General features: G+C 51.6%; 12 protein-coding genes. All 12 read right to left on the bottom strand.

The features are described 5' to 3' along the window. Positions 1-21 precede the first annotated feature (21 nt). Positions 22-1164: an alpha/beta hydrolase fold domain-containing protein gene (locus ACTQ1O_RS05570; RefSeq protein ID WP_441486446.1), complete on the bottom strand. Its 1143-nt coding sequence runs from the start codon at positions 1162-1164 to the stop codon at positions 22-24. 40 nt (positions 1165-1204) lie between these two features. After that, complete coding sequence (locus ACTQ1O_RS05565) at positions 1205-2962, bottom strand: MFS transporter (RefSeq protein WP_441486445.1); 1758 nt, start codon at positions 2960-2962, stop codon at positions 1205-1207. After that, positions 2940-5744 carry a family 78 glycoside hydrolase catalytic domain gene (locus ACTQ1O_RS05560; protein ID WP_441486444.1) on the bottom strand — a complete coding sequence of 935 codons (2805 nt, stop codon included), beginning with the start codon at positions 5742-5744 and terminating at the stop codon, positions 2940-2942. Before ACTQ1O_RS05560 ends, ACTQ1O_RS05565 begins: the two co-directional genes overlap by 23 nt. A 178-nt stretch (positions 5745-5922) precedes the next feature. Beyond that, complete coding sequence (locus tag ACTQ1O_RS05555) at positions 5923-6306, bottom strand: hypothetical protein (protein ID WP_441486443.1); 384 nt, start codon at positions 6304-6306, stop codon at positions 5923-5925. Next, positions 6303-9422 carry a glycoside hydrolase family 3 C-terminal domain-containing protein gene (locus tag ACTQ1O_RS05550; RefSeq protein ID WP_441486442.1) on the bottom strand — a complete coding sequence of 1040 codons (3120 nt, stop codon included), beginning with the start codon at positions 9420-9422 and terminating at the stop codon, positions 6303-6305. The genes ACTQ1O_RS05555 and ACTQ1O_RS05550 overlap by 4 nt, the downstream gene beginning before the upstream one ends. 342 nt (positions 9423-9764) lie before the next feature. Beyond that, entirely contained in the window at positions 9765-12347 is a 2583-nt protein-coding gene (locus ACTQ1O_RS05545) for a glycoside hydrolase family 2 TIM barrel-domain containing protein (protein ID WP_441486441.1), read from the bottom strand. Positions 12348-12715: 368 nt separating this feature from the next. Next, positions 12716-14095 (bottom strand): ATP-binding protein, encoded by a 1380-nt coding sequence (locus tag ACTQ1O_RS05540; RefSeq protein WP_441486440.1) that lies wholly within the window; start codon positions 14093-14095, stop codon positions 12716-12718. A 4-nt stretch (positions 14096-14099) separates the two neighbouring features. Continuing rightward, entirely contained in the window at positions 14100-14852 is a 753-nt protein-coding gene (locus ACTQ1O_RS05535) for a LytR/AlgR family response regulator transcription factor (RefSeq protein ID WP_441486439.1), read from the bottom strand. 245 nt (positions 14853-15097) lie between these two features. Beyond that, the gene (locus ACTQ1O_RS05530; protein WP_441486438.1) at positions 15098-15292 is read right to left on the bottom strand and encodes a PTS ascorbate transporter subunit IIC; all 195 of its coding nucleotides are present in this window, start codon (positions 15290-15292) and stop codon (positions 15098-15100) included. A 250-nt stretch (positions 15293-15542) separates the two neighbouring features. Then, entirely contained in the window at positions 15543-16568 is a 1026-nt protein-coding gene (locus ACTQ1O_RS05525; RefSeq protein ID WP_441098805.1) for an SPFH domain-containing protein, read from the bottom strand. 308 nt (positions 16569-16876) lie between these two features. Further along, positions 16877-18088 carry a peptidase T gene (gene pepT / locus ACTQ1O_RS05520; RefSeq protein ID WP_441486437.1) on the bottom strand — a complete coding sequence of 404 codons (1212 nt, stop codon included), beginning with the start codon at positions 18086-18088 and terminating at the stop codon, positions 16877-16879. Positions 18089-18235: 147 nt separating this feature from the next. Then, on the bottom strand, positions 18236-20215 hold the full coding sequence (locus ACTQ1O_RS05515) for a glycoside hydrolase family 31 protein (RefSeq protein WP_441486436.1): 1980 nt from the start codon (positions 20213-20215) through the stop codon (positions 18236-18238). Between the last annotated feature and the right edge of the window lie 373 nt (positions 20216-20588).

Genomic DNA, 20588 nt, shown 5'->3' with positions numbered 1-20588 from the left:
TCTGCAAAAGGCCACCCGTTTCTACATGTGTGCCTGTATAAAGCGGTCCATCTTCTCCAGTTCCCGAGCCGAGTACATCCCGTCTCCTGCGTGGCCAGCATTTTTTACGATATTCAGCTTTGTCCGCCCGGTACCGATGATGCCGGATACTTTCGAATACAGATTCTGAGACTGTGTGACCGGTACCGTGAGATCTGCATCTCCATGGGAAATGTAGACGGACAGATCGGAATCCGGACGTAGGTTTTCGTCAATGTAATTATTCAGAAGCATCGGCGCCAGCTCGTCTTTACTCAGCTTCGAAATGTCCTTGCGGAGCCAGTAGCTGTGAATATCGGTGTAGCCCTCCGGAAGGTTTTTCTGAATCCATCCGTTGGCAATCGAGCGCACGACAGAAGAATAACCAATCTCCTTCCACTGAGCATCCAGGCTCGTGAAATCAACATCTCCATAATAATCAATCAGAACACGGATCGCCGGATTGACACCTTCTGCCGGTACGGAATCTCCGCCCGCAGCAGAGCTCTGTCCTTCCTCTTGTTTGCCGCTGCTTCCATCATCGGAACAGCCGTCTGATTCCCCGCTGCTTTCTCCGATATATGGCAGGCTGTTAAACTCCTCATCATTCGTCATGGCTGCGGCAATAGCCAGGTAGCCTCCTGCGGATTCACCGAATATGGCCATTCGCCCGGAATCATATCCATAGGTCCCGGCGTTTGCCTGAAGAAACCGGATGCACGCCTTCACATCCTCGACTGCCCCGGGGAAAGGAGCTTCCTGTGCCAGTCTGTAGTTGACCGAGGCGCACGCATATCCATGATCCCGGAAATACCGGTACATCAGCACCGCCTGCTTTGACTGACTGTCATTTGTGACAAAACCGCCCCCGTGGACCAGAATCAAAAGCGGAGGATTCTTCACATCGGAAGGAACATAAAGATCTACATAATCCGAATCGGAAACCGAACTATATGGAATCTTCAAATAAGACTCACCGCCCGTCCATGTATCCGTGTCAGGCACACGGACATGTGGCTGAGTCAGATTATGGAAGACTGCTGCCGTTGTCTTATGCCAGATTCCCATTATCACGGCAGCCGCAATCACCACAGCAAGGAGAATGCTCCGCACCACTCTGCCCACCTTTCTTTTCTTTACATTCATCTTCTCTGCACCTCTCCATTTCTGACCTGTCAGAATTTCCTTACCCCAGGAGTTTTCCGATCAGTGAGTTCTTTTTCCTTGCCTCTTTTTCGAGATATTTCCGATTTTCTTCTTCGAAATCAAGGTTCTTCTTTTTGCAGTATGCCTGCAGCTCTGCAATCCGGTCCTGTTCCGCCTTGCGGTCCGCTTCCTCCTGCTCCCGCTTCTCTCTAACGGACGGATCCTCCCAGACGCCGCCCTCGGCCAGAACAGCCTGTTTCTGGTGCTCCAGAATCATCTCCTGATCTTCCTTCAGATTTTTCTCCACATTCAGCCCGAGAATCAGGAAAATACTGACCGCGAAGGTAATCATGTCCACCGCCAGATACAGAAACGCAAGCACATGCTCCGTTCCCAGTGACTGTCGGTATACAACCCGCCCGGTCCATGAGGAAATATCCTGAATAAACTTCCCGCTTGCCGGATCAGCTGCGATGCCGATGTTATTATATCCGGAGGAAGCCAGCATACCGTTCAGAACGCCGTTGCAGATTCCTGCCAGTCCGACGAAAACCGCGCTGTAGATCGACATGGTAAATCCGTCACTCCGGAATCCGTTTTTCGCCTCCAGGTGATCAAGTACATCCGAGAGCAGCGCAAGAAGAACATACTGCGCCGGAATAATTCCAATTCCTTTCAGAATCACGCCGATGCATACGATCACAAAGCTATTGACATTGAGAAACGCGACCATGCCCCCGGCAAGTGCAAAAATGAGACCAAGCAGAATTGATTTTTTCTTCCCAAGCTTATTTGCGAGCGGCCACGCAAGGAACATACCGATTACCGTCGGAATTCCTCCCACCAGTCCCAGCGTCGACATCAGAGTACCGGACATCTGTTCCGGGTTTGAGGAATGAATCACACCGTCAAACATCCACCGGACAAAAAAGCTCATAGATCCGTTTTTGAATGCCTGACCCATCTGAAAGACCAGAACAAACAGAATCATCATCCACCAGTACCGGTCATGGACACAAGCACGGATATGCTCTCTGGTGGGTATTTTCTTTTCCTGAAGATTCAGATTCTGACTTTCCTCTGTGATCCTCTCACGGGTATAATAATATTCCAACAGAACTCCGACCGCGGTCAGGATGGCCAGAAAGACCGCAAGCACTCTCCAGTGCAGGTAGCTTGCCTCCACATTCAGCCCGTTCTCATCTGTGACAAACATATAGCTCTGCAGGAGAATCGGTACAAGTATGCTGCCGCCCACACCCGCAGCTCCGACTGTCGACGCGTTCGATAAAGTGGCCAGAATGCCTCTCTGGGAAGAATTCCGGGTAGAAAGAGATACCATGGAGTTGTGCGCTGTGTAATAGCAGGGATACGCTACAGCGTAATAAAGATTATAGGACACCGCAATCCAGAGAATCTGCGCCAGACCGCTTCCCTTTACCGGCGTCAGAAACAAAAGCAGAATCGCCGCCGCCAGAAGCGGGATCGACAGCAGAAGATATGGCCTCGCCTTTCCGGCTGCCGTCCTCGTCCGGTCAATGAGACTTCCCACCACGAGATTTCCCGCGATGACAAATATCACCGAAACCATGGGAAGAAGCGCTGAGAACAGACCGAATTTTGTCCATCCCAATACATCAACATAGTAACGATTCAGATACGCCGCAAAAACAGCATTTGAGATCATTGCCAGAAACGGCGCTCCCAGATATCCGAAAAACATCTCCTTAATTTTTACATTAGAAGACGTGATCCGGGTATGAAATGCAGACTTTTCAGCAATTTTCGTGATCTTCACTCTGTACTCCTTCCTCTCCTTTGACAACCGTTACGGCGTAGGTCCAGCTTCCGCTTCCCACTTCGTGGCAGCTTCCGTCAGGAAGCTCTGCGCGGCAGGTTGTTCCAGCCGGAACGCGGATATGAATTTCAAATGTATCGTCGACAATTTTCCAGTCACTGACAATTTCTCCGTACGCACCTCTGACGCTTCCTCTCGCCTGCGTGAGGAAAAACCTTCCATTATTTTCTTCATCACGGCAGATCAGAGGACGGATGCGGAATCTGCGGTACCCGGCCTCAAGCGGCTCGATCCCCGCGATTCTCCGGTAAAAGAAATCTCCCACCGCTCCGCTTGCGTAGTGGTTGAAGGACACCATGCCTCCGGTTCCGTCACCCTCCCCGGTATTACAGCTTCCATCCTCACGAAGTGCATCCCATCTCTCCCAGATGGTTGTTCCTCCGGTCTTTACCTCATAGAGCCATGACGGACACGTATCATTCAAAAGCATGCGGAACGCCTCCTGCGGGTACCCATTATCTGCCAGCGCAAACAGCACATATGGCGTTCCCGGAAAACCTGTTCCGATATGATAACCATTTTTTCTTACCATCCGTACCAGATGTTCCGCCGCCTTCTTCCGGTCCTCTCCCTGCAGCATTCCATAATACAAGGGGAGTACGTATGCGGTCTGGAATTCATCCCTGACCCTTCCGTCCGGATCCATGAGAAGACTCCGGTACGCGTTTGCCGTATCCTCATGCAGCTTCCGGTATCTGCGTGCGTTTTTCTTTTTCCCGAGAGCCTCGGAAATCCGGCTCATGATTGCCGCCGAGTTCGACAGGCAGGCCGTCGCCGTATACTTACCTCTGCGCATCCATGTCCACATGTCAACTCCCGGTGCGCACCAGTCGCCGTAATGATGCAGAAGCTTCCAGATATACCGTCTCTTCCCGAAGGAAAAAAGTCCGGCCCAGAAACGGCAGGCGTCGATATATTTCACCATGACCGGATACATCTCCTCAAGGGTGGATAAATCCCCCCTGGAAAGATATTCTGCCCAGGGCACCAGGATACAGGCGTCTCCCCAGTGATCCACCGCCATCGTCACGACCAGCTCCCACTGCCAGTACACCTTGACGAAGGGGACAATCATCGGAATCCCGCCGCCCCATCTCTGCTCCGCCTTCACATCCCGCAGCCATTTTCCAAGGAAGCGGGACATGTCAAAATTATATACTGCAGTCCGTGAGAAAAGAGCGATATCGCCGGTCCAACCAAGCCGCTCATCTCTCTGCGGACAATCTGTCGGAATATCGACAAAGTTGGACTTCGCACCCCACCGGATATTCTCCTGAAGACGGTTCAGATCCGGATTCGAGCAGGAAAAGCTTCCGTTGTCACGGATGTCGGAATACAGCGCCACTGCTTCCACCCTCAGAATCTGAGGCAGGTCACCTTCAGAAGCCGCAGGGTTCTCCGCCTCGCCGGCTGAAGTGAAGGAGGATCTCTGATGATACGCTTCAACAGCCGCAGCACAGGAAGATGAACGGATTTCCGCAGCCTGATCCGCAGCGTCAGAAAACGCCATTATTTCCGCGCCTTCGACGGCAGCATACCGAAATCCCATATAAGTGAGAGACGGCGCATACTCCTGCACACCGTCCTTCAGAATATAAATAGCCTCCTGCCGTGCACTTCGAAGAGGCTCCCGGTACAATTCTCCGTCCATCAGAACCTCTGCATGGGTGATGGTAATCCTCTGCCCGGCACTTCCTTTCAGACGGATGCGGATTACTCCCGCAAGATTCTGTCCAAAATCAAAAATAATCTTTCCGGATGGCGAGCAGGTGACGGCTACGGGGCGGAAAACCTCATGCGCACGCACGGGGTCTCCGTACTGTGCGATTATGTCCGGGTGAATTCTCAGTTTTTCCTCACACGCCGGATGCCATCCGTCTGTTTGATTTGCCGCGTCTGTTCTGTCTGCAGCATGACCGAGCATGGCCATGCGCCTTGCGTCAAAGGACTCGCCGTTGTAGAATTCCGCTGCTAGGAACGGTCCGTTCATGGATACCTCCCAGTCGGATCCTGTTCCGATAACTTGCTCCGATCCATCCTCAAACCAGATCCGGACCTCAGCCAGAAGCGCCTGACGGTTCGCGTAAATCCGGCAGCGTTCTTTATAGGTGTAGCGTCCGACAGCCCAGCCGCCACCGACGACCGCGGTCAGAATGTGTGTGCCACAGTTTTCAAACTGCTTCGTAAGATCATAGGTCTGGTATTGAAGCTGCTTCCCATATGCCGTGAAGCCCGGGGCGAAATAATCTCCGCCGACTCTCTCTCCATCCGCATAGAACTGATATATACCCATAGCGGTGCTGTACAGCACCGCCCTTTTTACTCTCTTCGTAAGGTTCAGACATTTCCGGAAGTGCATCGGGACCGGAGAAGCCTTTTTCTCCGTGAAACGGTACGCGCCGTCAGTAATCCATCTTCCGATCCAGGGTGCTCCCATTCTTCCCGTCTCAAAGAAAAGCTCAGCCGATGCGTTCTCTCCGTGATTATCCGTGACACAAAGCTCCGCCCGGTATCTTGTAAAAGACCTGAGACTTGCGCCGCGATAAACCGCACGGTTCTCCCCGGCGAGCTTCACCGTCCAGTCTCCGACGGTAAGTTCCGCGCAGGTCTGTTTCACATCCTTCCCGGTACTCTCAAGCTCCCACCAAAACGCAGGGTTTGAGGAATCTGTCACACATCCCTCTTCCAGATTCTGCACGGTAAATGAACGAATCCTCAGCATTTATCTGCACCCCTTTCCCTCGACCGCTTCCACTCGCAGAGCATTCAGAAAATTAACACACCAATTATTTTAACATGATGGTGCTTCGTAAAGTCGTACCTGGTATTTCAACCTGAAACCAGCCGCCCTTTTCTGAGCGGCCGTTCCATTTCCGATCAGCTGCGCTTCCGCAGTCTGTTCATCTTTCATCCTTCTGTTGTTTCAAAAACCCCGCAATCAGGTAAAGCAGCATTCCGACGATCGCAATTCCTGCAAAAATGATGAACGGAATCAGTGTGTCGATCTGATCCAGCCCGGCAATCACATAGCCGATCTGATTGACCATCGGCTTAAACGAATATCCGGCTGCAAACCCCATCAGCACTGCTCCGACCAGCGGAAGCCAGCTGTTCAGCCCTCTCCGGTTCAGAATGATTGTCACAGCCTCGATCACCACTACTGCTGCCAGAGTGACAAATACCGCCGGCGCCTTGTACATGGCGCGTGTATACATGATGATGGATGCTACCGCCAGGATGGCGGCAGCCAGTGTCAGGTAAAATCCTGCTGCTCTGTTTTTCATTTTTTTACCTCCTCATCTGCGTCTGCTCCGGATGCATCCACGACCTGAACAGCCTTGAGCTTGCGTTCTTTTGTAACATAGAGTACGGCAAAGAGAACCGTCAGCGCCGCGAACAGGGCAATTCCGCCGTAGATCGCCGCCTGCCACCACGGTGTTACATGCTTCAGCTCGGTGGTGTGCGTAATTCCGTTCATCACAAGGCTTCCTGCCAATGTGTGCAGCCAGTACTTGATATTGGTCTTCATCATCTTCTGGAAAGCAGTATCCTTAGCGATGAGTGCCTTTGAAGCTGCCATGGTGCCGATTTTCGATGTGTCGTAAGCAGAAGTTGTCAGGCAGTTTCCGCCGCCTGCAAAGGTGATATCCCTCCAGTTCATGTAATCGGCGCCATTGATCATATCGGTTACGACCGCGCCTTCATATCCCCACTCATTTCGCAGAATATTGATCAGCAGATTCTCGTTTGCACCTCCGAAAACCGTTCCCAGACGGTTAAAGGATGTCATTACATTTCCGGCACTGTTGGTGGACAGCACCATCTGGAATCCTCTGAGCTCGTTCTCGCGCATGCCCTGCTCATTGGAAAATACAGACATGCCGGACCGGTTTGTTTCCTGATGGTTTGCGGCCAGATGCTTCGGCTCCGCATACATACCCTTGGACTGAATTCCTGTGCACAGGCTTACCGCAAGAGTTCCTGTCAGCACGGAATCCTCTGAATAATACTCATGGTTTCTCGCGTTGTACGGCACACGGTGAAGATTGATTCCCGGAGCAATGATTCCTGCAACATTGGACCACAGGCCACCCTCTCCAAGAAGCTCACCTTCCCGGTGAACCAGCTCCTGATTAAAGGTGGCAGCCACAACCGGTTCCGTCGGCATGACATTATCCGCGTAGGTGCCGTCTTTATCTTCCGCTGTCGTATAAGTCGGGTGGTTGGTGTCGCTGTTCTTGTCCCAGCGAATATAATATCCGGCTACCTGGTCATAGGTGAAGCCGAGAGGACCGTCGTTCTGATCGGATCTTGGAAGGAGAATGGAATCAATATTCTCATTGTCATCTCCACCCTTCTCGATAAACTGAATTGCCTCATCCAGCGTGATCTCAGATACCAGCTTGTCCCATTTTTCATCATTAATGTCGGTTACGCCGGTAATTTTTCCATCCTTAATCGTAACCATATCGATAAGCTTCAGACCGTTGTCCTCTCCCCAGCTCTCGCCGTCACCGTTCTCGGTAAGCTCATATTTGCTGTTTGTCAGTCCGGTCATCATCTCATCGGTCGGTGTCAGAGAATCCACAGTCTTCCAGCCCTTTGTCCAGTCTGCTCTGGTAGAATACTCTGCCGTGTCCGGAATCTGCTTGTTAATGTCTGCGTCCTGAAGCTGGTTGGATACGTTTTTGGAATAGGTATCGATATCCTGCTTGTCAAGATTCCAGACGATTGCATTGTCCGGGTTTGCCTTCTCATCATCCGTCGTCATCTCCAGCTTGCCGGTGGAACCGGTCTTTTTCGCCAGCACGTTATTCAGCGCCTCATGTGCCCCGTTTCCGATGGAGAAATAATAATCCCCGGCATCCAGAACCCACGCGCCATTTCCGTCCTTTGCGGTTTCGTCATAGGACGCCATGTACTGCGGATCAAAGGAAACCGTCACATCTTCCGACGCCCCCGGCGCGAGCTCGGACGTCTTCGCAAAGCCGACCAGCTGAATCGCAGATTTCTCCAGTCCTCCCTCTGTGTATGGTGTCTGTACATAGAGTTCCACCACGTCCTTGCCGGCAGTCTTTCCGGTATTGGTAACGGTAACGGAGGCGCTTCCCTGATCTCCCAGAGATACGTCCACGCTGTTCAGTTTCTGTTCAAAGGTCGTGTAAGACAGTCCATATCCGAAGGGGTATGAAACCTCATTCTGATAATCCCAGGCATCTCCGGTAGAAGACCCCGCCTTGTCATCCGCATTGCCCTGACCGAGCATCTGATCCTCATAACGGGTTTCATAATACTTATAGCCGTCGTAGATTCCCTCGGTCTCAACCGCGAACCAGTCTGCCTTATTGTCCTCGGTCAGCGTGCCGCCGTTGTTGGATGCATTCGTATAGGTATAAACCCCGAAATTCTGCATTGCAGGAGAGGAAACCGAATTCACCGCATAGGTATCCGTGATTTTTCCGGATGGATTTGCGTCTCCGTCCAGAGCATCTACAACTCCGAGGAATCCATACATTCCGGGTTCTCCCGCCCATACGATCGAATCAATATCCGGATCCTTCTTCAGCGAATCAATTTCCATTGGATTATCCGCATTCAGAAGGACAACAACCTTTGTGCTGTGCTTCTTTGCGAGATCTATCATGGACTTCTCATAATCTGACAGAGCAAGCGGACGCTCAAAAGAGTCGCCCTTTGTGGCATTCTTCATTCCCGGCTCATAGTCTGCCGCCTCAGAAGAGTCTCTCGAGATCACGACAACTGCCGTCGTGTCATCGGCGCTGCTCAGCGTATCCTCCGTATAGAGATCGGCCGGAATCTCTCCGACCGGATAAGCCGCCGGTGTCTCATAGGTCGGTGTGAAAGCCGGCATCAGTCCGTGCCCGGGCTGTCCGAAACCGGTTCTCATGTACTCGGACGCCTCTTTGCCCGAATACAGGTCAATGAAGTTCTGATTCAGCGTGAAGCCCTTCTGGGTGAACGCCTGCTCCAGGTCCACCGGAACCTGCCCGTTCTTTGTGTCGGATGCAGTTGAGGATCCGATCATGCCGCCCAGCGTCGGATAATGCGAATTCATGCCCCAGAGCGTAATCTTCTCAGTCTTTGCAAGCGGAAGTGCCGCATTGTCATTTTTGAAAAGTACGGTTCCCTCGCCGGCGATCTCCTCGGCCAGCTTTACCTTCGCATTGTACATATCCTCCAGCGATGAAAATTCGGAGTCATAGTACATGCTGTCTTCTGTAGAAGAATCGACCATCTTCTGACTGGCGGTTCCCAGTCTCGTATTGATAAAGGCTGCATTTGCGTTTGCAACGGTTGAACCGGCAACCAGAATTGCCATTACGGTCGCCGACACGCCGGTAAGTCCCCGCCATGCTCTGGCTGATTTTTTCCTTTTCATTCTCTACCTCCCTGTACATAAAAAAACGTCCGCGCGGATTTGTGTTCCATGCTTCTCATTATAAAGAAGAAACGGAACCAAATCCTTTTTTAGCGCGAACGGTTCAATTTTTAGCATAATCGGTACAAAAACGCACGTACCTGTTGAACGAGATAAAACACGCTGTGCGAGTTTTATCTCGCTATCGCGACGCTCGCCGCACACGAATACTTCGCATTCGGCTGCGGCTCACTGTTCGCGTAAGTAAAAATGCAGGACTGCGCAGCACGGAGCAGGCCTGCATGTAACCGGCTTCGTCTGCCTGTCGCGGCGTTTGTGCCGCCTGCACGTCACTTCGGCTTTTTACACGATTTCCATCTCCAGGTCCCGGCTTCTCTCTTCGTCTCTGCAGGTCAGCCTCAGTGTGCCGCCCGCACCGACCCGTACAATCGCAAGCGCCTCTCCATAATAAGTAGAAACTGTATCCTGCAGATACCCTTCCGGATTGTATGGGCAGGCATTCCCAAGTGCCTTAAGTTCCCCGTTTTCTACCTCGATATGCACTCTGTGCTTTTCCATCGGCTTCCAGATGCCGTCCCTGTCGGTGTAACGAATGCGGAAATAGCAGAGCCTTCCGGCCTGTGCGGTGAGCCGTTTTCCCGTCAGATCCGGAGTATCGCAGCCGGAGATCCGCTCCATGGCAGCTTCCGGGATCACCTGAAGAGTCGTTTCCTCCTTTGCGCTTTCCAGCCGGCAGGTTCCGATGCGGCTGTCATCACCGTTATAGGCAACGGCGCGAAGCACTCCGTCCTCATACGGAACCTTGAATCTGGCAATGCAGTTCCCGTGCAGTCTTGCGGCTCCGACCTTTCTGTCGTTCAGAAAAAGCTCCACACGCTCCGCCCTGACGTACACCTCGATCTCTGCCTTCTTTCCGGTGCAGCCTCTCCAGGACCAGCTTTCGATGGCATCCGACATCTTCCATGCAGAAGGAGTATGCCTGCCGTTCTGATAGACCGGCTTTACGGCGATAAACGGGCCGGTCTCCTGCTCGAGGGCGACCCGGGTCCAGCTGGCCTCGCCGATTGCTTTTCCCGTAAGGTCCACTCTGCCGCTTCCCGCGGAAATCCATCCTGCCTGATCCGCGTCCTTGGGTGCGTAATCCTCGTATTCCCAGGAGCCGATTCCCGCCTCTCCGAGGTAATCCATGCCTGCCCACACAAAATCACCGACGATACGCGGGTTCTTTTTCGCCAGTTTCATAAAATCATGCGCATCGCTGCAGAAGGTCTCACTTCCGAGAATCAGCCGGTCCGGATACTTCTTCAGGTCGTGCCGGTAGCGGTAAATACCGTAATTGTAGCCGGCAACATCCATCGCGGCAAACGCATCCCTCGTCTTGACATCGCAGCCGTGAAGCGTTGCGCCGAGCTTCATCGTCTTGTCACCGAGAAGGCCCGCCATCTGATTGTAGAACTCGCTGCCGACCGTCTTCTTTTTATTCCGCTCCTTGCCTTCCTTCGCAGCCTTCTCAGCTTCTGCAGCCTCCTTTGCCGCCTTCTCATCGCTGTACACGCCAAATCCCATCGCATACATCAGATTAAAGAAAATATTGACGCCACAGGTGACCGGACGGGAGCCGTCCAGTCTGTGAAGATATTCCGTCATATCCCGGGTCAGCGCAATGCCTCTCTTCTCGCCGGTTTCCGCCACCTCGTTTCCCGTAGAATAGAGAATTACAGACGGATGGCAGTAATCTTTATCCACCATATCACGCAGATCTGCGCGATACCATTTTGTCATTTCTCCGGCATAATCAAATCGCGTCTTGTGGATATACCAGCAGTCCACATATTCATCCATCATCAGCATTCCCAGCCTGTCGCATGCCTCAAGCAGATATTCCGAAGCCGGATTGTGTGCGCTGCGAATGGCGTTGTAGCCGTTTTCCATCAGAATCCGTACTCTCCGCTCTTCGGCTTCCGGATAAGTTTCCGCGCCCAGCAGCTGATTGTCCGAATGAATGCAGCAGCCCTTCAGAAGCAGCCGTTTTCCATTCATCTGCATACCGTGCTCTGCGTCCCAGGAAAGCTCGCGGACTCCAAAGGTCACCTCACTGGTGTCATCCGCAAACCTTGCGCGGCACCGGTAAAGCTCCGGGCGCCCCGGATTCCAGAGTCGTGCCCGGTCGATTGAAATGTGGAATACTGCCTCAAAATGTTCCGCAGCCCTTCTGTCTTTCTCTGTGTGAATTCCTGCCGTTGACTCTTCCGCTTCATCGGAAGCCCCACACACAACTTCTTCATCAGGAGAAACCGCAGCGGACTGCTCTTCTGCATATGCAGCTTTTCTTCCGTCCGGATCCGTCATTTGCAGACTGACCATACCAGCGGCACTGGTCCGCACACGGACCTCAACCTGCGCTTTTCCGCAGGTATGCTCGCTGTTGTAATCACACACTGACACCGTGCGAACCTTCAGGCCATATAACGGAATATAATCGGACTCTCCGACATACATCCAGACCGGCCTGTAAATTCCGCTGCCGCTGTACCAGCGGCTGTTCGGCTGATCCGCATTATGTGCGACAACCCGCACTTCATTTGAGGCGCCATAATGCAGATAAGCTGATATTTCTGTCTGGATCTGCGTGTATCCATACGGACGCGACACCGCCTTGCATCCGTTTACGAAGATCTCAGCATTCCGGTAGATTCCCTCAAACAGGAGGAACACGTTTCTTCCTTCAAAAGACGCCGGCACTTCGAAGCGATGAACATATTCATAATCGCCTCCGGCAAACCAGCCGACATTATGCATTCCCGCGCTCTCCCCGGATCTTTTCTCGCGAAGCATGGCGTCATATGGGAGCCGGACCTTTATCCCTTCTTCACTGCTTCCCAGATGTTTTACCGTCCAGTCATTGTTAAAATCGTATCGGATCATGATCTGCCTCCTGAATTTTTATTTACGCGAACAGTGAGCCGCAGCCGAATGCGAAGTATTCGTGTGCGGCGAGCGTCGCGATAGCGAGATAAAACTCGCGCAGCGTGTTTTATCTCGTTCTGTATTCCCGGCTTCCGCCTGTGTTTTCACTTCGGCTGTCCCAGGAATCTTCCCTCTGCAGACAGCCTTGTCATGCGGAAACCCTTATCTCACATTTTCAAGCCTACCACAAAAAAGGATAAAAAAAGACAAATGACGCAAATGGTTCATTTTTTTGCGTCATCTGTCTGTTTTCACTTCCTGTGATACTTCCGGCGCGATCCACATGTCAGCCGCACTTTCCTCCGGTCACGCCTCGTTCCTGTCGGTCAGATTTCCCTGCGGCTCTGTGTGCCCGGCAGAAGGATGTGAAGACTGAACCATCCATCCTTCGCGCCTACCGTCAGTGAACCTCCGTATTTCTCCACCGTGGAGCGCATACTCTTGACTCCGAATCCGTGGTAAGCGTGGTTCTGTTTGGTTGTCACCGGAAGGCCGTTTCGAAAACTGACCGCACCGCTGAAGCGGTTGAGCAGCGTGATATTGACAAAGTTCTTCTGCCTCGCGATCGTCAGATGAATCAGCCTCTCCTTCCTGTCCGGTATCTGCTTTGCCGCCTCAATAGCGTTATCCAGGGCATTTCCGAACAACGAGCTGATATCCATGATTGACATAAAGCTCAGCGCCGCTCCGTCCGCCACAACGGTAAATTCCACATGATATCTCTGACAAGCCATGGCCTTGCTGGTCAGGATCGTATCCAGAACCTCGTTGCCGGTCTTATTCTGCGCCTCGTACAGCTTAATTTCCTCCTCCATCTTGTCAAGATACCGTACTTTTTCCTCAGAATCGATGCCGTCCCTCAGAATTGCAATCTGATGCTTTAGATCATGATATTTCTGATTGACAAGATCCACACTCTCCCGCGAGGTCTGATAATTGGAATATTGAAGCTGAAGAATATTCTGCATGGTCTGCAGTTCCATCTGCTCCTGCGCCTGGTGCAGCACAATGGAATAAAAATAAAGAACAACAACCCCGGCAAAATCCACAACGGTTCGAAGCAGCAGGATTTCCGATGTGTACCTGGCGGTAAAAGGCGCGCGCTGAAGCACAAAGCTGATATCACTCATGAAATACACCGCAACGATGATCAATATCTCCCCAAGAAGTGCATGCCCATGTAATTCCAGCTGTTCATACCTTCCGGACCGGCTGTCATATTTCCTCTCCAGCGCAGCAGCCAGAACGAATACACCGGCATAGGTCGGAAGCATAAAGATCAGATTCGTCAGCGGATTCAAGGCAACCCTTAATTCTGTCAAACCGAAATAATAAAGCTGCCATTCCAGAGAAGCCGCAAACTCTCCCAGAATAAAGGCGCGAAGCGTATCAAAGAGACAATTCTTCCAGTTCATCTCTGTCAGCCAGTAAAAGCCGAGAAAAATCTGAACAATGGTACCCATTACAACCGGAAGGAATAACGGAAGAGGGGGATTCTTCGTCACCGTCATGTAAAAAATGAGAAATCCTCCCATTCCCAGAAAAATCAGATTTCTCTTCCAGCCCTTTCTCCGGGCCGGCCGATAATGACTGATGATTGCAAAAGCAATTATATAGGTGATTGCATAATAAATTCCCGGTGTGTCCTTAAGATCCGGCAGGACATTTCCGGAAGCAGTACGAAACAGGAGCCCGTATACATCCATCCCGTTACCTCCCTGTCTCCGCCATGTACTGATTCAAAGCATCCATCAAAGGCTTTTTCCTGGACCGGCTCACCTGCAGACGGTCCTCCCCGATCTGAACATCATTCCCGACGATACCGTCTACATAAGCCAGATTAATCAGAAAGCCCTTGTTACACTGAAAGAAATACTCGCCGGATAGTTCCTTTTCCACCTCCTTCAGCGCGCCTCTTGAGGTTATCTCTTCTGAAACCAGATGAAAAATCAGTTCATGGTTCATGACTTCAATGTAACGGATGGAAGAAGTGGAAATCCGCCGCATCCCGCCCTTGACATTCAAAATCACGTACTTATTCTGGATTGTCTTCCTTCTTCCCAGTGCACGTGTAATGGTCTCCGAAAAGGAATAGTAGGAAACCGGCTTCAGAATATAATCCAGTGCGCCGACCGTATAGCCCTTGATCGCGTACTGAGGCATATTGGTAATAAAGATGATGCAGACCTCCGTATCCGATTTCCGGATCTCCTGCGCCGCCGTCATCCCGTCGACAAATGCCATCTCAATATCCATCAGAATAATATCGTAATCCGGTGTATACGGATTCAGAATTCCGTCTCCATCGGAGAATTCCCGGATGGAAAAAACTTCGCCATGCTCTCTTCCGTACTGTTCCAGATATGTGCGGAACTCCCGGCGGTAATTCTCATCATCCTCAACAATCGCAATTCGAAGCATCTCTCCATCCTCTCCCGACAAAATCACGCATACATTTTTCATCCGCTGACATACCTGTCAATAGGATGCTTGCCGATCATGAACTTCAACCCTGCAATCATCCTATCGCATTCTGCCAGATTTTACATCCCTTTAACGCACAATTGTCCTCGTCAGGCTGTAAAATTCCTGCCTTCCCGAACCCGCTGCTTCACAGCCTCCATGCCGTACACACGGAAGCGGTAAAGCAACGGGCAGCCGCAGACACCTATCCCGTACGTATATAGCACTGCAGATAGCATGGCCATTTACCGGATGTTCAGTTCCGGCGGTTCATCGAGGTGCTCCGACACATACTTCCCGTCCTTTTTTCTCTGCTTTACGCATTCCGTCAAAAGATACTCGATCTGCCCGTTCACCGAACGAAAATCATCCTCCGCCCAGGCTGCGATCGCGTCATACAATTTTTCATTCAATCGAAGCGGTACCTGCTTCTTCGCCATCTGCTCACCTGCTTTCTGTCTACCACAGCCGGAAACTGTTTGCTCACACCCTTCAGAAATATATCCTAGTTTTTGGGCTGACAGGTTTTCCATCTGCGGGTGGAAGCGGTTTGTTCGCGCAACACGGTTTTGGTCAGCCTTATACGAAACTATCGTAAAAAACCTCTCAGCACGTCTCAAAAGGAAGCGGCGGCCTTCGCCAGACCATACTAACCCGGAATGGCAGCGCCGCCGCGTTCATCATTCAGTTTCAGTACAGGCTTCCCGAATTCACAACAGGCTGTGCGTCATGGTTGCCGCACAGAACCACCAGCAGGTTCGACACCATTGCCGCCTTCCGTTCCTCGTCGAGATCCACCACGCCGTTTTCCTTCAGTCGCTCCAGTGCCATCTCAACCATACCGACCGCACCGTCCACGATCATCTTTCTCGCGTCAATCACTGCGGAAGCCTGCTGTCTCTGGAGCATCACCGCGGCGATCTCGGGAGCGTAAGCCAGATACGTGATTCTTGCCTCTTCAATCACAAGTCCGGCATTTTCTACCTTTTTCTGAATCAGGTCACGGATCCGGTCCGCCACAACCGTCGTAGACCCGCGAAGGCTTCCGTCGTCAGCCTGTCCGTCACCGGTCGTATCGATATTCGGTGCCACATCATACGGGTAAATCTTCACGATATCCCGCACCGCCGCATCTACCTGGAGCGACAGATATTCCTTATAATTATCGACATTGAAAACTGCCTTCGCTGTGTCACTGACTCTCCAGATCACTGCCACGCCGATCTCCACCGGGTTGCCAAGTACGTCGTTGACTTTCTGCTTCGCATTATTCAGGGTCATCGCTTTCAGAGAAATCTTCCAGTTCGCCGGCTCCTCTGTCTTGTTCACGGAAGAAAGCGACAGCTGAATCCCATGGGCCGAAGCGTTCTCATTCACATCTCCGCTCTGTCCCAGCCTTGTCTTCGCGGCTGGATTTACTGACGAGCAGAAAGGATTCACATAGTAAAATCCATCCGTCTTGATCGTCCCGATATACTTGCCAAAAAGCGTCAGCACAAGCGCTTCCTGCGGCTTGACAACCTTCAATCCCATGCAGAAGATCCATCCAAGTCCCCACCACAGAATCGCCGGAAGGAAGGCCGGAAGAAACAGAGAATCCTCCGTTCCAAGCTTGATTCCCGTCACAAACAGAAAAACAGACGCCACATACAGTGCAACCAGTAGCAGCAAAACAGGCATCCCATTGTTCTTCTTCACCAATTGCTTCTCTTCCATAACGTTTTTCCTTTCCGCCCCCTAAAAAAGGCTTCCGGGCAATCGCGGCCCGAAGACGATATTTATTTGATATCATAATGATATCATATATTGTAAAAATGTCAATACATGACAGCACCAACAATAACCTGCGGAGGCGGAAGTATCCTCCATACCGGCAGCGGGCAGTCTGGATGATATTTGTCCGGAAGAAGAGAACAGGGGTTGTTCGCAAATGCGGCAGCCCCTTAATCCGGCATATAATTTCCTTTTGAAAACAGCATTCTGCCTGTCTTGAAACCCGATATCGTATGGAAATGCTTTTCCCATCATTGCCGCAGCTGTGCGATTCGGATCAGCATCTCCGCGGTCTTCTCCATCTCCTGCACGCTCGCATATTCGAACCGGCTGTGATAGTTATACCCTCCCGTGCACAGATTCGGACATGGAATGCCCCGGAAACACAGTGCTGCACCGTCTGTACCGCCACGAATCGGGCTTGTGACACACACTTCTCCCATGTCCGACAGAACTTTCTGCACACGCCCGACCAGATCCATATGATCCTTCATAACCTCAGCCATATTGTGATACTGGTCCCGGATTGATGCGTCAACAGTTCCCTCACCATATTTTTGATTCAGATACGCCGCAATCGAGCGAATCGTTTCTTTTCGTGCCTCGAACCGTTTCCGGTTATGGTCCCGGATGATGTACTGAAGGTTTGTCTGTTCGACACTGCCCTCCATCCGGTCGAGGTGGTAAAATCCCTCATATCCCTCTGTGTGCTCCGGTGTTTCAGCCGGCGGAAGCATCGAGGCAAATTCCATCGCGATCAGGCAGGCATTTTTCATCTGGTTTTTCGCACTTCCCGGGTGGACATTCTTGCCATGGATCATAACCCGCGCTTCCGCCGCATTGAAGCACTCATATTCGATGACACCGAAGGTCCCGCCGTCTACGGTATATGCCTCTTTTGCCCCGAAGCGCTCCGTGTCAAAATGCTCTGTGCCGCGTCCCGTTTCCTCATCCGGCGTAAATGCAATGCGTACCGCCCGGTGCGGTTCCTCCGGATGATCATGAAAATACTGCACAAGGTTCATGATCTCCGCGATTCCTGCCTTGTCGTCCGCACCTAACAGTGTCGTCCCGTCTGATGCTATAAGATCCTCCCCGCGATGTCTCGTAAGCTCCGGAAAATCCTCTTCTTTTAATAATGCATCCCCGCCCTGGTAATTCTGAATGATTCTCGGCTTCACACTGCTTCCGCTCACCTCCGGCGACGTATCGAGATGAGCAATGAATCCCAGTGGCGGCATGGATTCAAAACCACTCCCATGCGAAGCAATAGCTGCATAGACGTAGCAATGTTCCCGGTCGTAATCCGTCCGGACACCCAGACTTGTCAGTTCTTTTTCAAGGAGCTCTGCGAGAGTCCTTTGCTTTGCAGTTGTTGGCTGATCTGTCGCATCCTCATCGGACTGCGTATCGATCTGAACGTAATTGAGAAAACGATGAATGAAATCTTTGTTTGCTGCCAAGCTGATTCCCTACCTTTCTGTTGAAATTCATAGATGCATTTTTTCTGATCCGGCTTGTTTAATTCCTGGTTACTGTTTCTCAAAATCCTCTTGTTCATTTCCGGACAGCTTCACCCATCCGGAGATTTACATCGAAAAAACAGAAGATCACACCCGGAGGGGATCTTTCACGGGAGTAATTCCATCATCGTTATATAACTCGTAATCCTCCGGGCATCCCCCGTTACAAATGTAATGGATCGTGCTGTAATCGAGAGCTGCCGTATTTGCTGCCGGATGGCAGAGCGGAAGCACATGTCCCTTTCGGATGAAAATCAGCACTTCCCCGAGCTCTGCCTTCACATAGTGATCGCCCTCTGAAAGCTGAATCTCATCGTAATCGTTCCAGCTTCTCATACGCAGAAGCATCATATCTTCCGGCAGATAGACATAACGGCCGGAAACGTTCTGCCGGTACACCGGCGCGATCATCACGCTTTCCCCGACAAGCAGCTGATCCTCTGTCTCCACTGCTCTTCTGTCATCCGGCCACTGGAAGGCGAGCGGCATCATGTACATGCCGTCGCGGAGCGCTGCCTTCATAAACTCACTGTAAATATAAGGAAGCAAAGCATATCTGAGTTCGATGATCGGGCGGAAGCGCTCCGGATGCGCAAACGCGCTGAGCTCCTGAAAGCGGTTTCCCTTCGCATTGTGATTGCGGTACAGTGGTGTAAAAAGAGCCATTTCCAGCCACCGCATCATCAGATCCTCCGTTGCGTCGTCACCGAAGCCTCCCATATCCGATCCGGAATACAGAAAGCCGCACAGATTCAGGCCCGCCATCTGCTGCATGCCGAGAAGCAGATGCTCCCACCAGCTTCTGTTGTCCCCGGTCCAGACACCTCCATAGCGATGCATCCCGATGTAGGATGACCGTGAAAACAGCAGGATCCTCCGATCCGGGCAAAGCGTCCGGAACGCTTCTCCGGCAGCCCTCGTCATCAGATAACCGTACAGGTTATGAAGCTTGTCATGGCGATAGGTTTTTCCCATGTATGTGTGATAAAAGCTCCGGTAATCCTCCGGATTGTTCGACAGTCCTCCGACCAGAGACGTCAGCTCAGAAAAGGATTCTATATCCAGATTCTCCCCCTTCAGTTCGTCGATCCGCCGGAACGCCTCGTTCAGATGCTTCTCCGTGTAGAAAATCGCGGGCTCATTCATATCATTCCAGAACCCGTCCACGCCCTGATCCAGCAGAAAACGGTAATGCTCCCCGAACCACTTCCGCGTCTCCGGCTTCATAAAGTCCGGAAAATGCGCCTTCCCGGGCCAGACAGCGGCCACCAGGTCGTTTCCGTCCTCATCCTTGACAAAGTAATCGCCTTTTCTCCCCTCCTCACAGATATCATAGCCATCCTCCATCTTCACACCCGCATCGATGATCGGCACCAGATGGATTCCCCTTTTCTTCATCTTCGCGCAGAAATCCGTGAAATCCGGAAAAGCCTGCTCATCAACCGTGAAGTCCTTGTAGTGATCCATGTAATCGATGTCGAGATAGATACTGTCAAGCGGAATGCTTTCCTTCTGATAGCGGTCAGCAACCTCCTCCACTTCTTTCTCCGTGCGGTAGCTCCACCGGCTCTGCCCGAATCCGAAGGCCCACTTCGGCGGAATATAGCTTCGGCCCACTAAGTGCCGGAATTCATGCGCAATTCCGGGAAGCGTCGAATCCTGAACCACATAGAGATTCGCGTCAAAATCATCCAGCCGTATCTCCAGCACATCCGGATCCGTGTATCCCAGATCAAATGTCACTCTTCCCGGCGTATCGACATAAAGTCCGAAAGAAGCCCGCGGAGAAAAAACAAGGATAAAATTCTGGGAGGCATAAAGGGAATGCTTTCCCTCCGTATGCATATAGTCGTCGGTGTTGTTGCTGATGTACAGCCAGTTCCTCTTGTTCATCCCGCGGACAGTTTCTCCGAGTCCGTAAATAACATCCTCCCTGTCCATTCGATGACGAATCGCCTTCGCGCCGGGATCCATAACAAAACCCGGAATCTCCCCTGTCTCAGCCGGTATATTCAGCACAACGGAATCTGTCTCGATCGGCTCTCCGATTATATAATGTCTGATCATGGTGTCTCCTTCACACTGTATAAATTTCTCAATGGCTTCGCACTCCCGCAATCCTTCAGGTATGAGGATTTCGCGCCTCCGCGCTTCATCCTCATACCTGTTGCCTTCGAAATCGCAGACAGTCTCTTACGCGCGCTTCGCGTGCGACGATCTTGTCTGCGTTTTCGAAGAGCTTATACAGTATATCACACCAGTTCTTGAAGATCAGTTGTTTGAGTGGAAGAATTCATAATATATTTTATCTTTCGTAATCGTCCACACTGAACACAGGACTGAAAACCGGATGGTTCTGCCGATTTCATCCGCATACGGATCATTATATAAGACGGCGCATGCAGCAGCTAGCGGATAACCTCGTATCCCTGGAAATTCG

Source organism: Bilifractor sp. LCP21S3_A7, from assembly GCF_052118825.1.
Taxonomy (GTDB): Bacteria; Bacillota; Clostridia; order Lachnospirales; family Lachnospiraceae; genus Bilifractor.
This window is presented reverse-complemented; position numbering and strand designations above follow the sequence as displayed.

What these genes read in the sequence shown, in the direction of transcription:
- ACTQ1O_RS05570 (WP_441486446.1), bottom strand. Translation starts at nt 1,164, where the DNA reads ATGAATGTAAAGAAAAGAAAGGTGGGCAGAGTGGTGCGGAGCATTCTC.
- ACTQ1O_RS05560 (WP_441486444.1), bottom strand. Translation starts at nt 5,744, where the DNA reads ATGCTGAGGATTCGTTCATTTACCGTGCAGAATCTGGAAGAGGGATGT.
- ACTQ1O_RS05555 (WP_441486443.1), bottom strand. Translation starts at nt 6,306, where the DNA reads ATGAAAAACAGAGCAGCAGGATTTTACCTGACACTGGCTGCCGCCATC.
- ACTQ1O_RS05550 (WP_441486442.1), bottom strand. Translation starts at nt 9,422, where the DNA reads ATGAAAAGGAAAAAATCAGCCAGAGCATGGCGGGGACTTACCGGCGTG.
- ACTQ1O_RS05545 (WP_441486441.1), bottom strand. Translation starts at nt 12,347, where the DNA reads ATGATCCGATACGATTTTAACAATGACTGGACGGTAAAACATCTGGGA.
- ACTQ1O_RS05540 (WP_441486440.1), bottom strand. Translation starts at nt 14,095, where the DNA reads ATGGATGTATACGGGCTCCTGTTTCGTACTGCTTCCGGAAATGTCCTG.
- ACTQ1O_RS05535 (WP_441486439.1), bottom strand. Translation starts at nt 14,852, where the DNA reads ATGAAAAATGTATGCGTGATTTTGTCGGGAGAGGATGGAGAGATGCTT.
- ACTQ1O_RS05530 (WP_441486438.1), bottom strand. Translation starts at nt 15,292, where the DNA reads ATGGCGAAGAAGCAGGTACCGCTTCGATTGAATGAAAAATTGTATGAC.
- ACTQ1O_RS05525 (WP_441098805.1), bottom strand. Translation starts at nt 16,568, where the DNA reads ATGGAAGAGAAGCAATTGGTGAAGAAGAACAATGGGATGCCTGTTTTG.
- ACTQ1O_RS05515 (WP_441486436.1), bottom strand. Translation starts at nt 20,215, where the DNA reads ATGATCAGACATTATATAATCGGAGAGCCGATCGAGACAGATTCCGTT.